Genomic DNA, 16,789 nt, shown 5'->3' with positions numbered 1-16,789 from the left:
CGGGGCGCATTCTAGGCATCCCCCCCTGTCATGTCAACGGTTTTTTTATGAATTTTCTCTGTTTGCTATAAAAGTAAGCGCTTTGTCGATTCTCTCGCCAATTTTCTGTTTTGAGATAAGATTCAACGTGATATCCAAAGACGGAGAATTGCCTCCCCCGGTCACAGCTACACGCAGCGGCATACCTACTTTGCCCATGCCCACTTCTAATTCTTCCGCAGTACTATTGATGGCGGCCTGAATATTTTCTGGGTTCCACTCTTCTATTGCCATTAATTTATCTTTAGCTAGCTCTAACGGACCTCTAGCAACTGGACGAAGGTGCTTTTTCGCCGCGTTCGCATCAAAATCTTCATAGTCTTGATAAAAGTACGTAGAAATCTCTGCCAGCTCTTTGAGTGTTTTTACTCTGTCGGCTTGAATAGCAATCACAGACTCAAGAGCAGGACCTGCCGTTAAATCAACATTTAACTCATCAAAATGCCATTTAGCATGTGAAGCAACTTCACTCGCTGGCAGTGTCTTAATGTAGTGTTGATTTAACCAGATTAATTTCTCTGTGTTAAATGCAGAGGCAGATTGACCGATAGCGTCTAGGCTAAATTTCTCAATCATCTCGTCCAGTGAAAAAATTTCTTGGTCACCGTGAGACCACCCTAACCTAACCAAATAGTTAAGCACAGCTTGAGGTAAGAAGCCGTCATCGCGATATTGCATTACGCTTACCGCACCGTGACGCTTTGACAATTTTTTACCGTCGTCACCTAATATCATAGAGACATGGGCATATTCAGGGACAGGCGCACCTAGCGCTTCTAGAATATTTATTTGACGCGGCGTATTGTTGATATGATCTTCACCACGAACTACATGGGTAATTCCCATATCCCAATCGTCAACAACAACGCAAAAATTATAAGTAGGCGTACCGTCAGAGCGCTGGATGATAAGATCATCGAGTTCTGTATTGCTAATTTCAATTTTTCCACGCACGTGGTCATTAATAACCACTTTGCCTTCTAGAGGGTTTTTAAAGCGGATAACAAAAGGCTGACCTTCAGGATGGTCAGTTCTGTCTCTCCATGTACCTGGGTAACGAGGTTTCTCACCGCGCTCTTTTTGCGCCTCACGAATTGCATCTAGCTCTTCAGAACTCATGAAGCATTTATATGCCTTACCTTCATCTAGTAGTTTTTGAATTAGCTCTTTGTATCTATCGAAGCGCTCCGTTTGATAGATAGGGCCAGTATCCCAAGTTAAACCTAACCATTGCATGCCATCTAATATTGCTTGCTTAGCTTCTTCTGTGGAACGTTCAATATCTGTATCTTCGATACGAAGAACAAATTCACCGCCCTTCCCTTTAGCAAGAAGCCAAGAATAAAGCGCAGTACGTGCGCCACCAACGTGAAGATAGCCTGTTGGGCTGGGTGCAAATCGTGTAACAACCGACATGGTCACTCTCTATTGTTAATGTATTTCTAAAGTTAAGCGCATTCTACCAGTGTCCGTGCTACTTCAAAAGTAAGTTAAGAACAGAAGAAAAAAGAAAATCCGATAAAGAATTGGGAATAGATAAAAATTGGACAGACACTTATCGTTGAAGGCACTTTCCCTTCGATGCTAATCCACAATTGTAGACACACACTTTTGTCCCTCCTGAAGAACATTTTCTGTTAAGGAACGTAATGGACAGACACTTATAATTTTTAAGTGTCTGTCCATTTTGCTTTCATTTTGCTTTTCATTTTGCTTTTAAGATAAATTGTCTATGTTGAAACAAATAAGTGTCTGTCCATTTTTTCCATTTTACTTCGGCTTTTCTTACCACTTACTTTTTAAACGCTCACACACTTCTAAAACGTTGTTCTTATCATCAATTTAGTTAAGATGCAGCCATAGTGTTTAAATTTCGGGCATACAGTCATTTTTCTTTAATTTTGTTGTTGACACTAACGGAACCGACTCTATAATACCGCCCCACTTGCTTAGGCAAGGTTTGAAAAATATGGACGCTTAGCTCAGTTGGGAGAGCATCGCCCTTACAAGGCGAGGGTCACTGGTTCAAGCCCAGTAGCGTCCACCACTTCTTCACCGTGGCTAAACAGTGAAATTAAAATGCGGACGCTTAGCTCAGTTGGGAGAGCATCGCCCTTACAAGGCGAGGGTCACTGGTTCAAGCCCAGTAGCGTCCACCACTTCCTCACCGTGGCTAAACAGTGAAATTAAAATGCGGACGCTTAGCTCAGTTGGGAGAGCATCGCCCTTACAAGGCGAGGGTCACTGGTTCAAGCCCAGTAGCGTCCACCACTTCTTCACTGTGGCTAAACTGTGAAATCAAAATACGGACGCTTAGCTCAGTTGGGAGAGCATCGCCCTTACAAGGCGAGGGTCACTGGTTCAAGCCCAGTAGCGTCCACCATCTCTCCTTGTTCGAAACTTATCTTAAACATGCCTTACGTCACTCTGGACACTCACCAAGTGTAAGATGCATTAGATATTGAGAACATCGTAAATAAATCCAGTCTCTACTCGTATCCCCAATTTCTTAGCTAAATGCTCAACGCAGTCCACGTTTTAATCTCTTGCACTAAATTCCCTAGTAGAATCCTCAAGCGTCGTCAATAAAAACATCTATGCCCCTGTCCACTCCCCCTGTGTCGAAACAGATATGAGGGTTTAAACTCTCAATTTCCGAAGTCGTGATTACTATAAAGAGCCGAGTTATGCGATAGTCTTCATAAAGCACTATACTTAGACAGCCGATACCATGGTAAGGTAATAAATCCCCTGCTTCCGAGGCTTTCACTTTATGAAACTACAGTTAGCTAAAAACACCAAGCTATTGATTGCTGAGGATCAGGTTCTGGCCAAAAGCCACATACACTATGCGCTTGAGCAATTGGGCTTTAGGAACATGGATTATGTAGATAGGCCTTCTCATGCTTTATCTGCAATACAAGAGCATGATTACGACGCGATTATCTGTTCCTATAATTTACGCTCTGAGCAGGGTGGATATTTCTTATTAGAGCAGCTAAATGCAGCACATACCCTTCCCCTTACAAGCGCATTCATTTTCACAAGTGCTGACACTTCAACCGAAGTCGTACACGCTATTATTGAACTTCAGCCAGATGAGTTTATAGCAAAGCCTTTTTCAGTAAATGAGCTTGATAGAAGGCTCTCGCGAGTGTTGTCTAGAAAAAAGGCGCTGAAAAACGTCTATGCGTTCATGGATAAAAAAGACTATGAGAAAGCATTAGCTGAAATAGAGTTTTTCTTGTTGCAGCCTGAAAATGCTGACCACTTTCCACTTGCAATGAAAATTAAAGGGGACTTGTTTCTTCTCACTCAACAATATCAAACAGCCATCGCCTTCTTTGAATCTATTATTAATGTTCAAGATTTTAACTGGGCTAAAATGGGGATAGCTAAAAGCCTTATTGCGCTCAATGAATTCGATGATGCAGAAAGAGAGATTATCCAGCTGGCAACGCGTCCAGACTCCGCATTAGAAGCCTATGACCTTCTTGCGACTCTTCAAATCAAACTTGCGGCTTTCGATGATGCCTTAGAATGCACTTCATTGGCGTGCGCCATGTCTCCGCGTAACATAGAACGGTATCAACGAGCAATAAACTTAGCGCGAATTACTCATGACTACGAGAGCCAGTTCAATAGTGCTAAAAAAGTAGTACGTTATGCGCGAGGGTCGATTCATGATAAGCCCGAGATTTATCTATGCGCAGCTCGCGCTGGCGTTGATTTCGCAATGACGTCAGAACCAGAACATGTAAACAATATTGTTAAGCAAACCAATGAGTATTTGCGTCAATTAAAAAAAGCGCACCCTAGAGCAACGCTCAATGATGAATTGGCAGTAATAGACGCAAGGTTACACTATTTAAAAGATGACTCAGCTAAGGCTCAATCGCTGCTTTCAGACTTTCACGTAGATTACGACCAACACCATTCTACTGAAGCTTTACTAGACAGAGCGAAAGCGCTGCATGAAGTGGGGATGAAAAAAGAATCACTCGCCATATTAGATGCCATCTCCACCAGAGAGGAACCAACTTCTGATGGCACAAACCTAATGAGCACTTACTTAAAGCAAGAAAAGGCAGAAAAAGAAGCAATTACACTTAGCCCTAAAACACTCAATAATACGGCTGTAGCACAATATAAACGGGGCGATTTAACACAGTCGTATACTACTTTTTCTCAGGCGTTTCGAGTGATGCCAAAGAATCCGTCCATTGCATTGAATTATCTGCAATCGATTATACGAGCAAGGAAATCAAATACTTCTCTGCCTCCTAATACATTGGCTGATATTAGAAAATGCAGGGAAACACTAGAGACAGCACAACTATCAGCGGATCAGCAATCCCGCTATGACAACGTGAAAACTATTTTGAAGGGCGAATAATCGCGTTTAAAGCACAACTCGCCATGTGCCTTAAGAAAGAAGCGTTAGCTCTTATAAACCACTACAGTTTCGTGGAAAATTTTGTCTTTATATTCTTGTTCGTGACTGAATGTCATTCCCAATTTTTTCATAATATTTATAGATGCACTGTTTTGCGGGTTGGCAATGGCAGAGAATTTTTCAACACCTATTTCATACAAAGCATCTTTAACAGCTCCAGCTGCCTCAGTAGCGTAGCCTTTCCCCCAAGTATGGCGCTTAAACCGCCAGCCTAACTCCATGTTTTCGCTTTCTGGACTCTGAGTGAAGAAGCCGAAAGGACGAACTAAAATCCATCCAATACTTTCTTTATCCTCTAACGTCTCAACTCGCCATAGGCCCCAGCCTAGAGCGGGATTTGAATACGCTTGAAATCGTGGAACGAAAATATCAACTATCTCTTCTTTCGTTGACTTTCTGCCGCCATTAATAAATTTCATGACGAGCTCATCTTGGTCGAGCTCCCACAAAAAATCGGCATCTTTTTCGGTGATGTAGTGATAGGAAAGGCGCGCACTGTCCTTGATATGCATAAACTTCCTTTATACTTATTATTCTACTTATACTTATAAAAGTGAATATAGCTTATTTCTGCAACAAACCAAATAAATTAAACCTAATATGTTACAGATTTTTGAGGACGACCAAGACCCCAATACTATCCGCCAAGCATTGCTAGGTGCTTAGTTGCCCCTGTTTTTCCTTCGTGGAGATAATGCGTTTCGTGCTTTTGCCCAAGCACGTTTTTTAAAAAGGCTATAACCTCGTTTACATCGCCGTTAGCCAGAAGCTGCCTCATATCGATTCCGTTTTCGCTAAATAAGCAAAGATGCAGCTTTCCTGGGGCTGAAACACGAAGGCGATTACATGATTTACAGAAGTCCTTGCTGTAAGGCATGATCAAACCAATTTTTCCGGCATATTCGGGATGGTAAAACTCTTGAGCTGGACCAGCATCTTTTCTGCGTAGCAGAGGCTGCCACCCCATCTCTAACAAGGTGCTTTTAAGCGGTGATCCGCTTTGATGCTGCTTGCTGAAAAAGGTGTGTAAATCCCCTGTTTCCATAAGTTCTATGAAGCGAAGGGTTACTGGCATATCTTTAAGCCACGCTAAGAAACGATGAAGCCGGCTGTCAGAGAAGTCATTAAGCAGTACAGAATTTACCTTTACATCAAGACCAGCATCTATCGCCGCATCTAAACCGCGGAGCACGGCTTTAAGCTTATCTTGACCAGTAATGGCTGCAAACTGGCGAGGATCCAGGCTATCTATGCTTACATTGACTTGGTCGAGACCCGCATCTTTCCATTGGTGGGCAAACTTTTCCATTCGTGCCCCATGGGTTGTCATTGCCACCCGCTCAATTCCTGGTGTATTGCTGGTTAGACGTAGAATATCGAGAAAATCTCGTCGTAATGTTGGCTCTCCACCGGTTAAGCGCACTTTAGATGTGCCGAGCGTAGCGAAAGCCTTAAGCAAGGTGTCTATTTCATCAAGTGTCATGAACTGATCGCTAGACGGACCTTCATATCCATCAGGCAAACAGTACTGACAGCGGAAGTTGCACGCTTCGGTCACTGACAAACGTAAATAGTGAAACTGTCTACCGAAACTATCTTCTAACAAACTAACTCCTTAAACGTGGACGATATCTCTTCGAATATGCTAGTAACTTGCTGAATAGAACAACAATCAAAGGGCTACTCAGCAAGGTTACTAAATTAAACTGCCTCTTAGTGTACGCGCCGCATAGCTAAAATTAAACACATTCATGGCTATAAATAAGACCGTTTTAATCTCTAGTTCATTTCAATACGTACACCAACAAGTAAAATTCACTATACTAGTAAGTGTTACTCTTCATCGGCTTAAAGAAATCACAACGTTGATTCGTGTTAACACCTTATCCAGCTAGCCACATATATTGCAAACACTCAGTTAATTACTTTGAATTTAACAATTAAGCACACTATAAAATGAGAAAAAACCGTTTTCCTACTAATCACGATGAACCTGTTAAATGGCACGTTCTTTCGCAACTTTGGCCTTATTTACTTGAGTTTAAACAACGGGTTTTTCTGGCACTACTTTGCTTAGTAGCAGCTAAACTTGCCAGCATCGGCCTACCCTACGTGCTGAAATATACTGTAGATAGTTTGAATGGCGATTTAACTAAACTGGCCATCGCTGTTCCTATCAGCCTTATCGCGGCATATGGAATCTTAAGACTACTAAACGTTTTACTAGGCGAAATACGGGATACCTTATTCGGCCGTGTGACCGAGCGTGCTATGCGTCGACTTGGTTTGAAGGTGTTTAAACATCTACATAATCTCGATTTAGGGTTTCATTTAAATAGACGAACAGGTGGTCTGTCTAGAGACATTGAGCGCGGAACAAATGGCGTCAGTTTTCTTATGCGCTTTATGGTGTTCAATATTGTTCCCACGCTACTAGAGATAGCGTTAGTCGTCGGCCTGTTATTATTTCAATTTGGCGTTTCATTTGCCCTTATCATTGTTTGCAGTGTTATTGCCTATATTGGCTTTTCAATGAAAGCAACCGACTGGCGCACTCGCTTTGTTACTCAAATGAATGAAGCTGACTCAACCACCAACTCTCGCGCGGTAGACAGCCTGCTGAACTTTGAAACCGTAAAATACTTTAACAACGAGTCTTTTGAAGCTAATCGATACGACACGGATTTAGCTGCGTGGGAAAAAGCGAGAAGAAAAAATCGCTTGTCTTTATTCGCCCTAAATGGTGGTCAAGCGGCCATTATTGCTATTGCGATGACTTCAATGATGGCGAACGCTGCCCTTGGGGTAATGAATGGAGAAATGACCATCGGTGATTTTGTGCTTATCAACGCTTTTACCATGCAGATATTCATGCCGCTAAACTTCTTAGGTTTTGTCTATAGAGAAATTCGCGGAAGCCTTGCTAATATTGACAAATTATTTGAACTACTAGACCAAACACCCGCCATTAAGGATGCAGATAACGCCACTGAATTAACCTGCACGAATCCAGCCATCGCATTTAATAACGTGCACTTTTCCTATAGCGAAAATCGCCAAATTTTAAAGGGCCTGAGCTTTGAGGTGCCACCCGGCTCAAAAGTTGCTGTTGTCGGTGAAAGCGGTGCAGGTAAATCGACGCTGATGAAACTCCTTTTTCGCTTTTATGAGCCAAATGAAGGGAACATTACCATCGACAGAAAAGACATTTCATTGCTCACTCAACAAAGCTTACGCGCTCATATCGGTATTGTGCCGCAGGACACGGTGCTTTTTAACACCACGTTGCTGGAAAATATTCGCTATGGTAACCCCGAAGCTTCTGATGAAGAAATACAACAAGTATTGAAACTGGCTCACCTAGAAGCCTTTGTAGCAAGCCTTCCTGATAAACTAGAAACCACTGTGGGCGAACGCGGCCTCAAACTTTCAGGCGGTGAAAAACAGCGAGTTTCTATAGCCCGCGCGTTGTTAAAAGGCGCTCCTATCATGATATTCGATGAGGCCACCAGTTCATTAGACAGCACGTCTGAGCGTGCTATATTGTCTGCCCTACGCGACGCGGCGAAAGGCCACACGAGTTTAGTGATAGCCCACCGACTCTCTACCATTGTGGATGCAGATAAAATATTGGTTTTGAAAAATGGGGCTATCGTAGAGGAAGGGACACACACGCATTTACTTGAGCGTCAAGGAGAGTACGCCACACTATGGCAAGCCCAGCAGCGCGACAGTGAAGAAGATATTGAGTAAAACGCTAAGAACAGTGTTGAAACTAACCTCAACAATTTCGGTGAAGGAGCTAATGCATAGATGGATCCCATGCTTATTAAATCTGCTATCAATCAGGTTATGCCTTTTGGGAAATATGCCGGAAGGCGTTTATTTCATTTACCCGAGCCTTATTTGGTATGGTTTCACAAACAAGGCTTTCCCGAAAACAAGCTGGGCGAACAGCTTGCTTTAATGTATGAAATAAAGTTAAACGGATTGGAATCAGTTGTAGAGCCTCTGCTAGACGATGATTAAATGTCAGCTGGAAAACAAAGAAGCATCGCCCTCGTAATGTTGAAATGCGTAAATTAAAGCGAAAATACTATTTATGTTTGTAAGACCCAGAAAACAACGTCGAAGTGATGTAAACGAACGCATCAAAAAAGTTCACAGTGCAATAGCCGACAAACTACTATCTCACCCAGAGCTTTTTGAGCAAGCCGAACAAACCTTAGAAGCGCGTTATCAAAACAAAATGATGCGTTACGGCAGTTATCTGATGTGGAAAGGAATTATTGAAGCTCGCGATGAACCCACCGTATTTAAAGCGCTTTTATTGGCTGACGATGAGCGTACAGCCAACTTAAGAAGAAAAACTATCTTTACCGGAATTTTGAGTGAAGAAGAACGAGCCACCATTTTTGCAGGTTAACCAATGGCTAGCTTAGCTTCCGGGTATTTAATACGGCTTACTCGAGGGCTGGCAATAAAATAAGCTAATGTTAAAGGCCCTAATCTACCCGCGTACATCAGTAAGATAATGATCCACTCACCAATGTTTGAGAGCTCGCCAGTTAGGCCTCTGGAAAGACCCACAGTCCCTAGAGCAGAAACCGCTTCAAAAACGATATCTAAAAAGTCAGCCTTTTCTGACATTAACAGAAAAAATATAGCTATCCATGTAATACCAATAGAAATCATCGTAAGCGCCAGCGCTTTGCTAACGGTATCGTTTGAAATCGTCCTACCAAAAAGTCGTGGCGCAGCCCCTCGCTGAATATAGTTGTACGCGGCAATGAGTAAAACGATGAAAGTCATCAGTTTTATGCCGCTTGCAGTACTCATAGAGCCCCCACCGATAAACATAAGCAACAACATTAATGCAGTAGTTGGATCTTCTAACGACGCTATATCCAGCGTATTAAATCCGGCAGTTCTTGGAGTAACAGCTTGAAACCATGATGCCCATAATGCGCTTTGAGTATCGAGGTTCGCCAAGGTTGCAGGATTATCACTTTCAATAACAAAGATAAGCAAAAAGGCGGTTACATTGACAATTAGCGTACCCAATATCATTGTCTTGGCATACACAGAAATGCGTTGCCATCTGCGTTTTTTATGAAGCTCTATCCAAACGGAAAACCCGAGACCACCTATAATAAATAACGCAGAAATAGTGATGTTAATAATCGGGTCACCCACATAGGCGGAAAGACTATCCCCACTTAGTGCAAATCCTGCGTTGTTGAACGCAGAAATGGTATAAAAAAACGCGTGAAATAGGGCTTCACTCACGTCCTTTTCCTGTATCCAGTAGGCCGACAGAATACAAAAACCCACTAACTCAACTAAAAAAGCAAAAGCCAGTACCGACTTCGCTGTAGATACAAGCGTTGATAAATCCGTTTGATTAAACGCCTCTTTCACGGCCGATTGCTGCAAGAAGCTTATTTTACTTCCTAAAGCAATGAGCGTGACGATGGCAAACGTCATCAGCCCTAAGCCGCCCAGCTGAATTAAAACCGCAATCACAGCTTGTCCAGCAGTTGTAAAAACAGATCCGGTATCGACTACCACAAGACCCGTAACCGTCACTGCTGACGTGGAGGTAAATAAGCTTTGGATCCACGAGATGGGCTCATGAGTCATTATTGGTAATTTAAGAATAACCGTGCCTAAAAGAATCACAGCCACAAAGCTTAGAGAAAGAATAAGAGGTGGCCCTACCTGAATTTTGTTAAAACCCTTAGGCGAGCGCTCTATGGGTCTATAGCCAGGATCCCATCTGTTCATTGTGCTAACCTTGGCGCTATTTTGACTAGACTCTCTCGATGGCCGCAGAGGATAACGGTATCGTTTGAAGTAATCTCAAAGTCTAATGATGGATTGTGAAACAGTTGATTACCTCGCTTAACTAACAAACAAGATACCTGCCTTTTGCCGATGGATAACACATCTTTTAATGGCTGCGATGAAAAGTGGTCAGACAAAATAACATCAACGATATAAATGCCATGCCCAATGCCCAGGTAGTCATTCACCATTGGGTAGTTAAGCGCTTGCGCCACTCTTGCTCCCATCTCTTCTTCAGGATGAATAATTTTCGACACACCCAGCTTGGATAAAATAGCGTGGTGAGCAGAGCTATTAGCTTTCACCCAAATATTGGCTACGCCCAAGTTTTTTAATGCCAACGTACACAGTAAGCTAGCTTGCATATCCTCGCCAATAGCGACAAGCACGGCTTCGCTCTGACACAAGTTTAATTCCTTGAGTGCACGCTCATCACTGGCATCACACACAACGCACTGCGTAAACTCACCTGCATACTGTTCAACCAGCTTTTCACTTTGGTCAATTCCTGTAACGGTGTGCCCCATATGAATTAACTCTAAACTGGCCGTTAAGCCAAACTTTCCAAGCCCAATTACACTATAATGCGACATTAATTAGCCTCCGGTTTGTCAACCGCTATTCGGTAGCCTCGTTTAGGCATTGTCTCTATTAAATCTTTCTCAAACGGATCTATCTTCTTTCTTAGCTGCCTTACAAGAATGCGGATGTAGTGGGTATCTTCACTGTGATGCAGACCCCATATTCTTCTCAACAATTCTCTTTGGCTAATGAACGCCCCAGGGTGTTTTGTAAGCTCATCAAGAAGCTGAACTTCTTTCGGAGCGAGCACTATACTTTCTCTTTCAATACGAAGACGCCGCTCGGTAATATCCAACTCAATCTTGCCAATCTTTCGTGTGGTCATTGTAGGCTCAACCACAGGAATGAAATCTCTTAGTAGGACTTTCACACGGATTACAAGCTCTCTGATCCCAAATGGCTTGCTAACGTAATCATTTGCCCCTCGAGACAACAGGTCAACTTTGTCTATTTCTTGGTCTCTTGCAGACAGTACAAGAACTGGCAGACGACTGGTTTCTCTGATGCGTTTAAGCACTTCACTGCCCTCGCCATCAGGTAACCCTAAATCGAGTATGACAAGGTCAGGACGGTGCTGATTAAACAATGACAAGGCTTCTCGAACCGAAGCAGCTTCAACACAAAGGTAGCCTTCTGCACCTAGCGCAATGCTCAGCATCTGACGAATATTCGCATCATCTTCAACAAGTAGAATGGTGTGGCTCATTGCGCTAATCCCTTTTTGGAATTGAAATACTGACGAGAAGGCCTGGTGTGGTATTCGACAGCTTGATAGCACCACCATGGGCGTGAACTATGCCTGCTGCTACGCTTAGCCCTAAACCAATGCCGCCTTTTCCACTATCGCTGCGACGACGGGTTTGAAAAAGCTGTATTGGCGATTTTAGCTGTTCATCGCTGATTCCCTCGCCTGTGTCAGCTATTTCAAATTCATAGTTCTCACCAGTATGACTTACCCTTAGCCATACGCTGTCGTCGCTAAATTTAAGAGCGTTGTCAATTACGTTAAATAAGGCTTGTTGCAACAGCGATTCAGACACAGTAATTACAGGGCTATCGCATTTGTTGATCAATTTTAGCCGACGACTATCAATCCGATTTTCAAGGGCGGCTAAAAATGTGTCTAGATTTACATGGGTCAGGTTTAGCGCTAACGCGTTATGCTCAATTCGCGTAGCTTGAAGCAGGTTCTCAATATATACGTAAAGGCGTTTACCTTCATCGTGAACCCCTTGTAACAAAGCTTGTCTTTCAATGTCATCAAGCTTGTCTTGATATGTCATATAGGTTTCTACAGAACCTATTATGGTAGAAAGTGGCGTGCGCAAATCATGTGACACAGAGCGCAGAACACTAGATTGTGTTTTAACAACCTGTAACGCATGCTGCTGAGATTTTACGTAAACAGCTAGCTCGCTGATTAGGATAGCTACAATGAAAAATACGACGAAGTTAACGCTGTCTTCAACTTCTGCTATTTGAAAAGAGTAAAGAGGCGCGGTGAAAAAATAATTAAAGCTCAGTGCACCGGCTAGCCCGGCAAGCAAGCCATAAAACCTTGAAGTGGTTAACGCTACGATGGCACACGCAAGTTGAAGAATAAGTAGAATTCCGCCGAGCGGCAAGAACCAGTTACTAAGTACTAAACATCCTAAAATGGCCGTAGCCATAATAAAAAGCGTATAGAAACCATATTTGAATTGCGTCATAGATCCATCGTATTAATTTGAACACTATGAGCATATCAACCTAAATCAAAATATACGCGTAAAATTTAGGTAAAAAAACGGCATCTCATGATGCCGTCTTAGTTAATTGCCGATGCAATAAAGTCTGCTATGCGCATTACGCATTACGCATTACGCATTACGCATTACGCATTACGCATTACGCAAATGATCAGCAACCAAGAATGCCATTTCAAGCACCTGGTCTGCATTTAAACGGGGGTCACATTGCGTTTTGTATGCCTGCGCTAAGTCTTCATCACTTATTTTATATGCGCCGCCAGTGCACTCGGTAACGTGCTGGCCGGTCATCTCAAGGTGAATACCGCCAGCGTGCGTGCCTTCTGCTTCATGGGCTTGGAAGAATTGTTTGATTTCTTTCAAGATTGCATCAAAGTTACGGGTTTTATAGCCGCTAGAGGCCGAGAACGTGTTGCCGTGCATGGGGTCAGAGCTCCACACAACATGTCGGCCCTCAGCTTTCACTTTACGCAATAAGCGCGGCAAGTTGTCAGCCAAATTATCTGCGCCCATTCGCGTAATAAGCGTTAAACGACCAGGGTCATTTAGCGGGTTAAGCGCGTCAATTAAACGAATAAGCTCGTCCTCTTGCATACTTGGCCCCACTTTCACACCAATTGGGTTGTGAATGCCTCGGAAAAACTCTACGTGCGCATGGTCAAGCTGACGGGTACGTTCGCCAATCCATACCATGTGAGCCGAACAATCGTAAGGCTTGCCGGTAAGTGTGTCTATTCGCGTTAACGCCTGCTCGTAGTTCAACAGCAGAGCTTCGTGGGATGTAAACAATGAAGTTTCATGCAGCGTAGAACTGGTTTGTGCGTTAATGCCAATAACATCCATAAACTCAAGGGTGTCTTGAATTCTGTTGGCCATATCCGAATAACGTTCTTTAAGCGGATTGTTTTCAACAAACGCCATGTTCCAGCGGTTTACCTCATGAAGATCAGCCAAACCACCTTGTGCAAACGCACGAAGTAAATTCAAGGTAGATGCACTGCGATGATAAGCTTCTAACAAACGATCAGGGTCTGGACGACGGGCCGCTTCGGTGAATTCAAAGTTATTGATAATATCGCCGCGATAGCTTGGCAGGGTCACCCCATCGCGGGTTTCGAAATCCGACGAACGAGGCTTAGCATATTGACCCGCCATACGTGCAACTTTGGTTACGGGGCAGCGGCCAGCAAACGTCAATACAATTGCCATTTGAAGAATAACTTTGAACGTATCGCGAATTTTAGGTGCGTTAAACTCGTCAAACGACTCAGCGCAGTCACCACCTTGTAACAGAAAGCCTTTCCCCAGGCTTACTTCGCCTAGTTGGCGCCTAAGCTCACGAGCTTCAGCAGCGAATACCAGCGGTGGATAAGAACTCAGTGTTTGCTCTACTTCTTTTAAACGTACTTTGTCGTCGTACTCTGGTTGCTGAAGAATAGGTTTATTTCTCCAACTGTCTACTTGCCAATTACTCAACGGTGTTCTCCTGATAAAAATTACGTAGGGCAAACGTTTAAGTGAAAATATTTATTGAAGCCCAAGCTTCAATAGAAAGACTGTACCGCGCTTCTTTATATGTCTATAGCGCTTTAATCTAATCAGTCTAATGTGAAAATATGAATCTAAAAAAATGCTGGAGGCACTTTACCACATTTATTCTAGGGAAATAGGTGCGCAAACTTGAATTTCTAGAAAGTTATCGCGCTTGCTTATAGCAAAATGGCATTCAAACACTTTTTCAAGGTTGGTTTGAGTTGCTACCTCGAGCGGTCTGCCCGACGCCACCATGCGACCACTTTGCATAAGCCATAAGCTGTCGCAATAGTTAGCGCTAAGGGCAATATCGTGAGACGTCATAAGTATGGTATTCCCTTTTTTACAAAGGAATTTCACTAAACTCGCTAAGGCATACTGATGCCTTATATCAAGCCCTTGTAACGGTTCATCTAAAAGCGCTATACCTTCGCCGTGTTCTAGCTGAGGCCAAATTTGCAATAGCGCTCGACAGATTTCTACTCGCTGACGTTCGCCGCCAGAAAGCTGAGTGAGAATTTTATTGGAGAAGTCAGAGACCTCTAGCGCTTTTTCTAAAACAGCAGGTATAAGCACGCTTTGCTGAGCAGACGAATAAAAGCTTAAGTATTCCTTTACCGACAAGTGAAAACCACTCTCACTTTGCTGAGCTAGTAAGGTACGTACACTCGCAAGGGTTGCCAGCGACCAATTGTCCATTGGCTTGCCAAGCAACATGACGTTACCCTCGTCAGCTTCAATAAGGCCAGCAAGGGTAAGCAACAGCGTTGATTTTCCTGCTCCATTTGGTCCTATGATATGAATACATTCGCCTTTTTTCGCGCTAATCCCCTCAACCCAAAGCCGTGAAGCGACTTTTACATGCTGTACGCTTAAAACACTATGATCTTCCGCTTCGTCGTGTCTATCCGCTGCGCTCTTGCCATCAGCTATTCCGTCTTTGCTGCTAATGTTTTGCTTTGGGTTCGCGCTGATGATGTCATCCTCACTAATATTTATTTGTGGGTTAGTGGGAGAAACCGGGCGTTGCTGAGTAGTAAAATTCTTCGTCGTCATTTCACTTTCACTACCCTTTTATTTGACCTTTAGCTAAAGCCCAAATTAATAATGGACCGCCTAACGTGGCCGTTACCATAGATACCGGAAGTGTAATGGCACGGGTAAGTTCAGAACTTAACGCGACCAGAATTAACAAACTCGCACCGCTCATCGCACTTAGCGGCAACAAATAGCGATTATTGTGCCCTATAATCAAGCGTAAAATGTGTGGAACTAACAAGCCGACAAACGCGATAGAACCTGCCATAGACACCGCAGTACCTACAGCAACAGCACAAACAATGAGTGCCCGCTCGGTAAGTTTTTCTACATCCACACCACTACTTTTTGCTGCAAGCTCCCCCGCGTACAGCTTGTTTAAATCGGCGGCAAAATGAAGCTGTAATGCAACAGCGGCAGCTATGAGAGGGCCTCCCACCGACAAAATTAACCAGTTAGTTTGGTACAAACTTCCCATTAACCAGAAGGTAAGATTGCGAAGAGCATTGGCGTCGCTAAACATATAGAGCCAAGCGATGACAGCGCCGCTAAGCGTAGAAATGGCAATACCGGCAAGAATGACGGCTGTAGAAGAGCCCAGCAACTTCCTCGCTATGCGGTAAATAATAAATGTGGAAAGCAGCGCACCAACAAAGCACCCTAATGGCAGCACGTAATGAAGATATGCTGATGCCCACCGTGGTGTTAACAGCAACAAAAGTGCAGCGACCAAACTGGCTCCGCTGGTTATACCAATAATGCCGGGGTCCGCTAGCGGATTTCGCAACACCACTTGCAATGTTGCGCCGCTTACGGAGAGCGCAGCGCCAACAAGGCTCGCAGTTAGTATCAATGGTAGCTGTAATTGAACGATAATATGCTGTTTTAAATCTAACGGCGCTTCAGAGCACAATGTCGTGCCTAAAATTCCCGCAACACCTAGGAACAGCGCGAGACCTACAGAAATGATTACAACATTGACGACATTGCGCCTTATCAACGTAATTTCCGCCTTACAATATTTGGGTTTGTTTAATATGAGCGATTAAGCCGTCTGACGCTTCTTCAATAAGATCTAACACGAGTTCAAAACCGCGTTTACCGCCATAATATGGGTCTGGGACTTCTTTATCTTCAACTTCGGCAAAGTCTAAAAATAGCTTAATTTTATTATGATGCTGGCCTGGCGCCATGCCGTGAAGGTTTGCAAGGTTGCTATTATCCATTGCTAAAATATAGTCAAAACGCTCAAAGTCGCTTTCATCCACACGACGACACTTTAGCCCTTTAAAACTATAACCGCGCTCTATACCGGCAGCCTGAGAACGCTTATCTGCGGGCTTTCCAATGTGATAACCATGCGTACCGGCTGAATCAATATCAATATCCAAACCCGCTTCAGCAGCTTTCTTTTTAAAAACGGCTTCCGCTGTGGGAGAACGACAAATATTTCCCAAGCACACGAATAACACCGATGTAGATTGTTTCATTCATTGTCCTATTTCAATGCAGTGACGGAGCGCGACTAAACTTTATAGTTCGTTTC

General features: G+C 43.5%; 15 protein-coding genes and 4 tRNA genes. 8 read left to right on the top strand and 11 right to left on the bottom strand.

Annotated elements, in window-relative coordinates:
* Positions 1 to 45: 45 nt before the first annotated feature.
* Positions 46 to 1,455 (bottom strand): glutamate--tRNA ligase, encoded by a 1,410-nt coding sequence (gene gltX, locus ACM0P2_RS07065; RefSeq protein WP_173358809.1) that lies wholly within the window; start codon positions 1,453 to 1,455, stop codon positions 46 to 48.
* A 555-nt stretch (positions 1,456 to 2,010) separates the two neighbouring features.
* On the opposite strand from gltX, the gene ACM0P2_RS07060 reads away from it, so the two are divergent.
* The 5 genes from ACM0P2_RS07060 (at position 2,011) to ACM0P2_RS07040 (ending at position 4,435) form a co-directional block, all read left to right on the top strand.
* Positions 2,011 to 2,086: transfer RNA gene (locus tag ACM0P2_RS07060), tRNA-Val, on the top strand.
* 36 nt (positions 2,087 to 2,122) lie between these two features.
* A tRNA-Val gene (locus ACM0P2_RS07055) sits at positions 2,123 to 2,198 on the top strand.
* Positions 2,199 to 2,234: 36 nt separating this feature from the next.
* A tRNA-Val gene (locus tag ACM0P2_RS07050) sits at positions 2,235 to 2,310 on the top strand.
* Positions 2,311 to 2,346: 36 nt separating this feature from the next.
* A tRNA-Val gene (locus ACM0P2_RS07045) sits at positions 2,347 to 2,422 on the top strand.
* 390 nt (positions 2,423 to 2,812) lie between these two features.
* Entirely contained in the window at positions 2,813 to 4,435 is a 1,623-nt protein-coding gene (locus ACM0P2_RS07040) for a response regulator (RefSeq protein ID WP_173358810.1), read from the top strand.
* Between the two features lie 44 nt (positions 4,436 to 4,479).
* On the opposite strand, the gene ACM0P2_RS07035 is transcribed toward ACM0P2_RS07040, so the two are convergent.
* Together ACM0P2_RS07035 and moaA are read right to left on the bottom strand one after the other, a co-directional pair.
* Positions 4,480 to 5,007, bottom strand: a complete 528-nt coding sequence (locus tag ACM0P2_RS07035) for a GNAT family N-acetyltransferase (RefSeq protein WP_159117949.1) — start codon at positions 5,005 to 5,007, stop codon at positions 4,480 to 4,482.
* Between the two features lie 125 nt (positions 5,008 to 5,132).
* Complete coding sequence (moaA, locus tag ACM0P2_RS07030) at positions 5,133 to 6,101, bottom strand: GTP 3',8-cyclase MoaA (protein WP_159117950.1); 969 nt, start codon at positions 6,099 to 6,101, stop codon at positions 5,133 to 5,135.
* A gap of 350 nt (positions 6,102 to 6,451) precedes the next feature.
* Here moaA and ACM0P2_RS07025 point away from each other — a divergent pair, with 350 nt between their 5' ends.
* The 3 genes from ACM0P2_RS07025 to ACM0P2_RS07015 all read left to right on the top strand — a co-directional run bounded on the left by ACM0P2_RS07025 (position 6,452) and on the right by ACM0P2_RS07015 (position 8,921).
* The gene (locus tag ACM0P2_RS07025) at positions 6,452 to 8,248 is read left to right on the top strand and encodes an ABCB family ABC transporter ATP-binding protein/permease (protein ID WP_159117951.1); all 1,797 of its coding nucleotides are present in this window, start codon (positions 6,452 to 6,454) and stop codon (positions 8,246 to 8,248) included.
* A gap of 60 nt (positions 8,249 to 8,308) precedes the next feature.
* Positions 8,309 to 8,524 carry a DUF3820 family protein gene (locus ACM0P2_RS07020; RefSeq protein WP_159117952.1) on the top strand — a complete coding sequence of 72 codons (216 nt, stop codon included), beginning with the start codon at positions 8,309 to 8,311 and terminating at the stop codon, positions 8,522 to 8,524.
* A 73-nt stretch (positions 8,525 to 8,597) separates the two neighbouring features.
* On the top strand, positions 8,598 to 8,921 hold the full coding sequence (locus tag ACM0P2_RS07015) for a hypothetical protein (protein ID WP_419227502.1): 324 nt from the start codon (positions 8,598 to 8,600) through the stop codon (positions 8,919 to 8,921).
* Here ACM0P2_RS07015 and ACM0P2_RS07010 read toward each other — a convergent pair.
* From ACM0P2_RS07010 to ACM0P2_RS06975, 8 genes are all read right to left on the bottom strand, one after another.
* Positions 8,918 to 10,282, bottom strand: a complete 1,365-nt coding sequence (locus ACM0P2_RS07010) for a TrkH family potassium uptake protein (RefSeq protein ID WP_173358812.1) — start codon at positions 10,280 to 10,282, stop codon at positions 8,918 to 8,920. The genes ACM0P2_RS07015 and ACM0P2_RS07010 overlap by 4 nt on opposite strands.
* A complete protein-coding gene (locus ACM0P2_RS07005) occupies positions 10,279 to 10,935 on the bottom strand; it encodes a potassium channel family protein (protein ID WP_173358813.1) in 657 nt (218 codons plus the stop codon). The genes ACM0P2_RS07010 and ACM0P2_RS07005 overlap by 4 nt, the downstream gene beginning before the upstream one ends.
* Positions 10,935 to 11,630, bottom strand: coding sequence for a response regulator transcription factor (locus ACM0P2_RS07000; RefSeq protein WP_159117956.1), 696 nt, complete (start codon positions 11,628 to 11,630; stop codon positions 10,935 to 10,937). Before ACM0P2_RS07000 ends, ACM0P2_RS07005 begins: the two co-directional genes overlap by 1 nt.
* Positions 11,631 to 11,634: 4 nt before the next feature.
* Entirely contained in the window at positions 11,635 to 12,633 is a 999-nt protein-coding gene (locus ACM0P2_RS06995; protein ID WP_419227501.1) for a sensor histidine kinase, read from the bottom strand.
* A 171-nt stretch (positions 12,634 to 12,804) separates the two neighbouring features.
* Positions 12,805 to 14,148, bottom strand: a complete 1,344-nt coding sequence (locus tag ACM0P2_RS06990) for a class II 3-deoxy-7-phosphoheptulonate synthase (protein ID WP_105931942.1) — start codon at positions 14,146 to 14,148, stop codon at positions 12,805 to 12,807.
* Between the two features lie 177 nt (positions 14,149 to 14,325).
* Complete coding sequence (locus ACM0P2_RS06985) at positions 14,326 to 15,261, bottom strand: ATP-binding cassette domain-containing protein (RefSeq protein ID WP_419227500.1); 936 nt, start codon at positions 15,259 to 15,261, stop codon at positions 14,326 to 14,328.
* Positions 15,262 to 15,271: 10 nt separating this feature from the next.
* Entirely contained in the window at positions 15,272 to 16,243 is a 972-nt protein-coding gene (locus tag ACM0P2_RS06980; RefSeq protein ID WP_419227499.1) for a FecCD family ABC transporter permease, read from the bottom strand.
* Positions 16,244 to 16,256: 13 nt separating this feature from the next.
* A complete protein-coding gene (locus ACM0P2_RS06975) occupies positions 16,257 to 16,733 on the bottom strand; it encodes a low molecular weight protein-tyrosine-phosphatase (protein WP_419227498.1) in 477 nt (158 codons plus the stop codon).
* Positions 16,734 to 16,789 lie beyond the last annotated feature (56 nt).

The organism is Alteromonas sp. OM2203, assembly GCF_048517045.1.
Taxonomy (GTDB): Bacteria; Pseudomonadota; Gammaproteobacteria; order Enterobacterales; family Alteromonadaceae; genus Alteromonas; species Alteromonas gracilis.
Note: the sequence above shows the minus strand (reverse complement) of the source record. Positions and strands in the feature narration are given on the sequence as shown.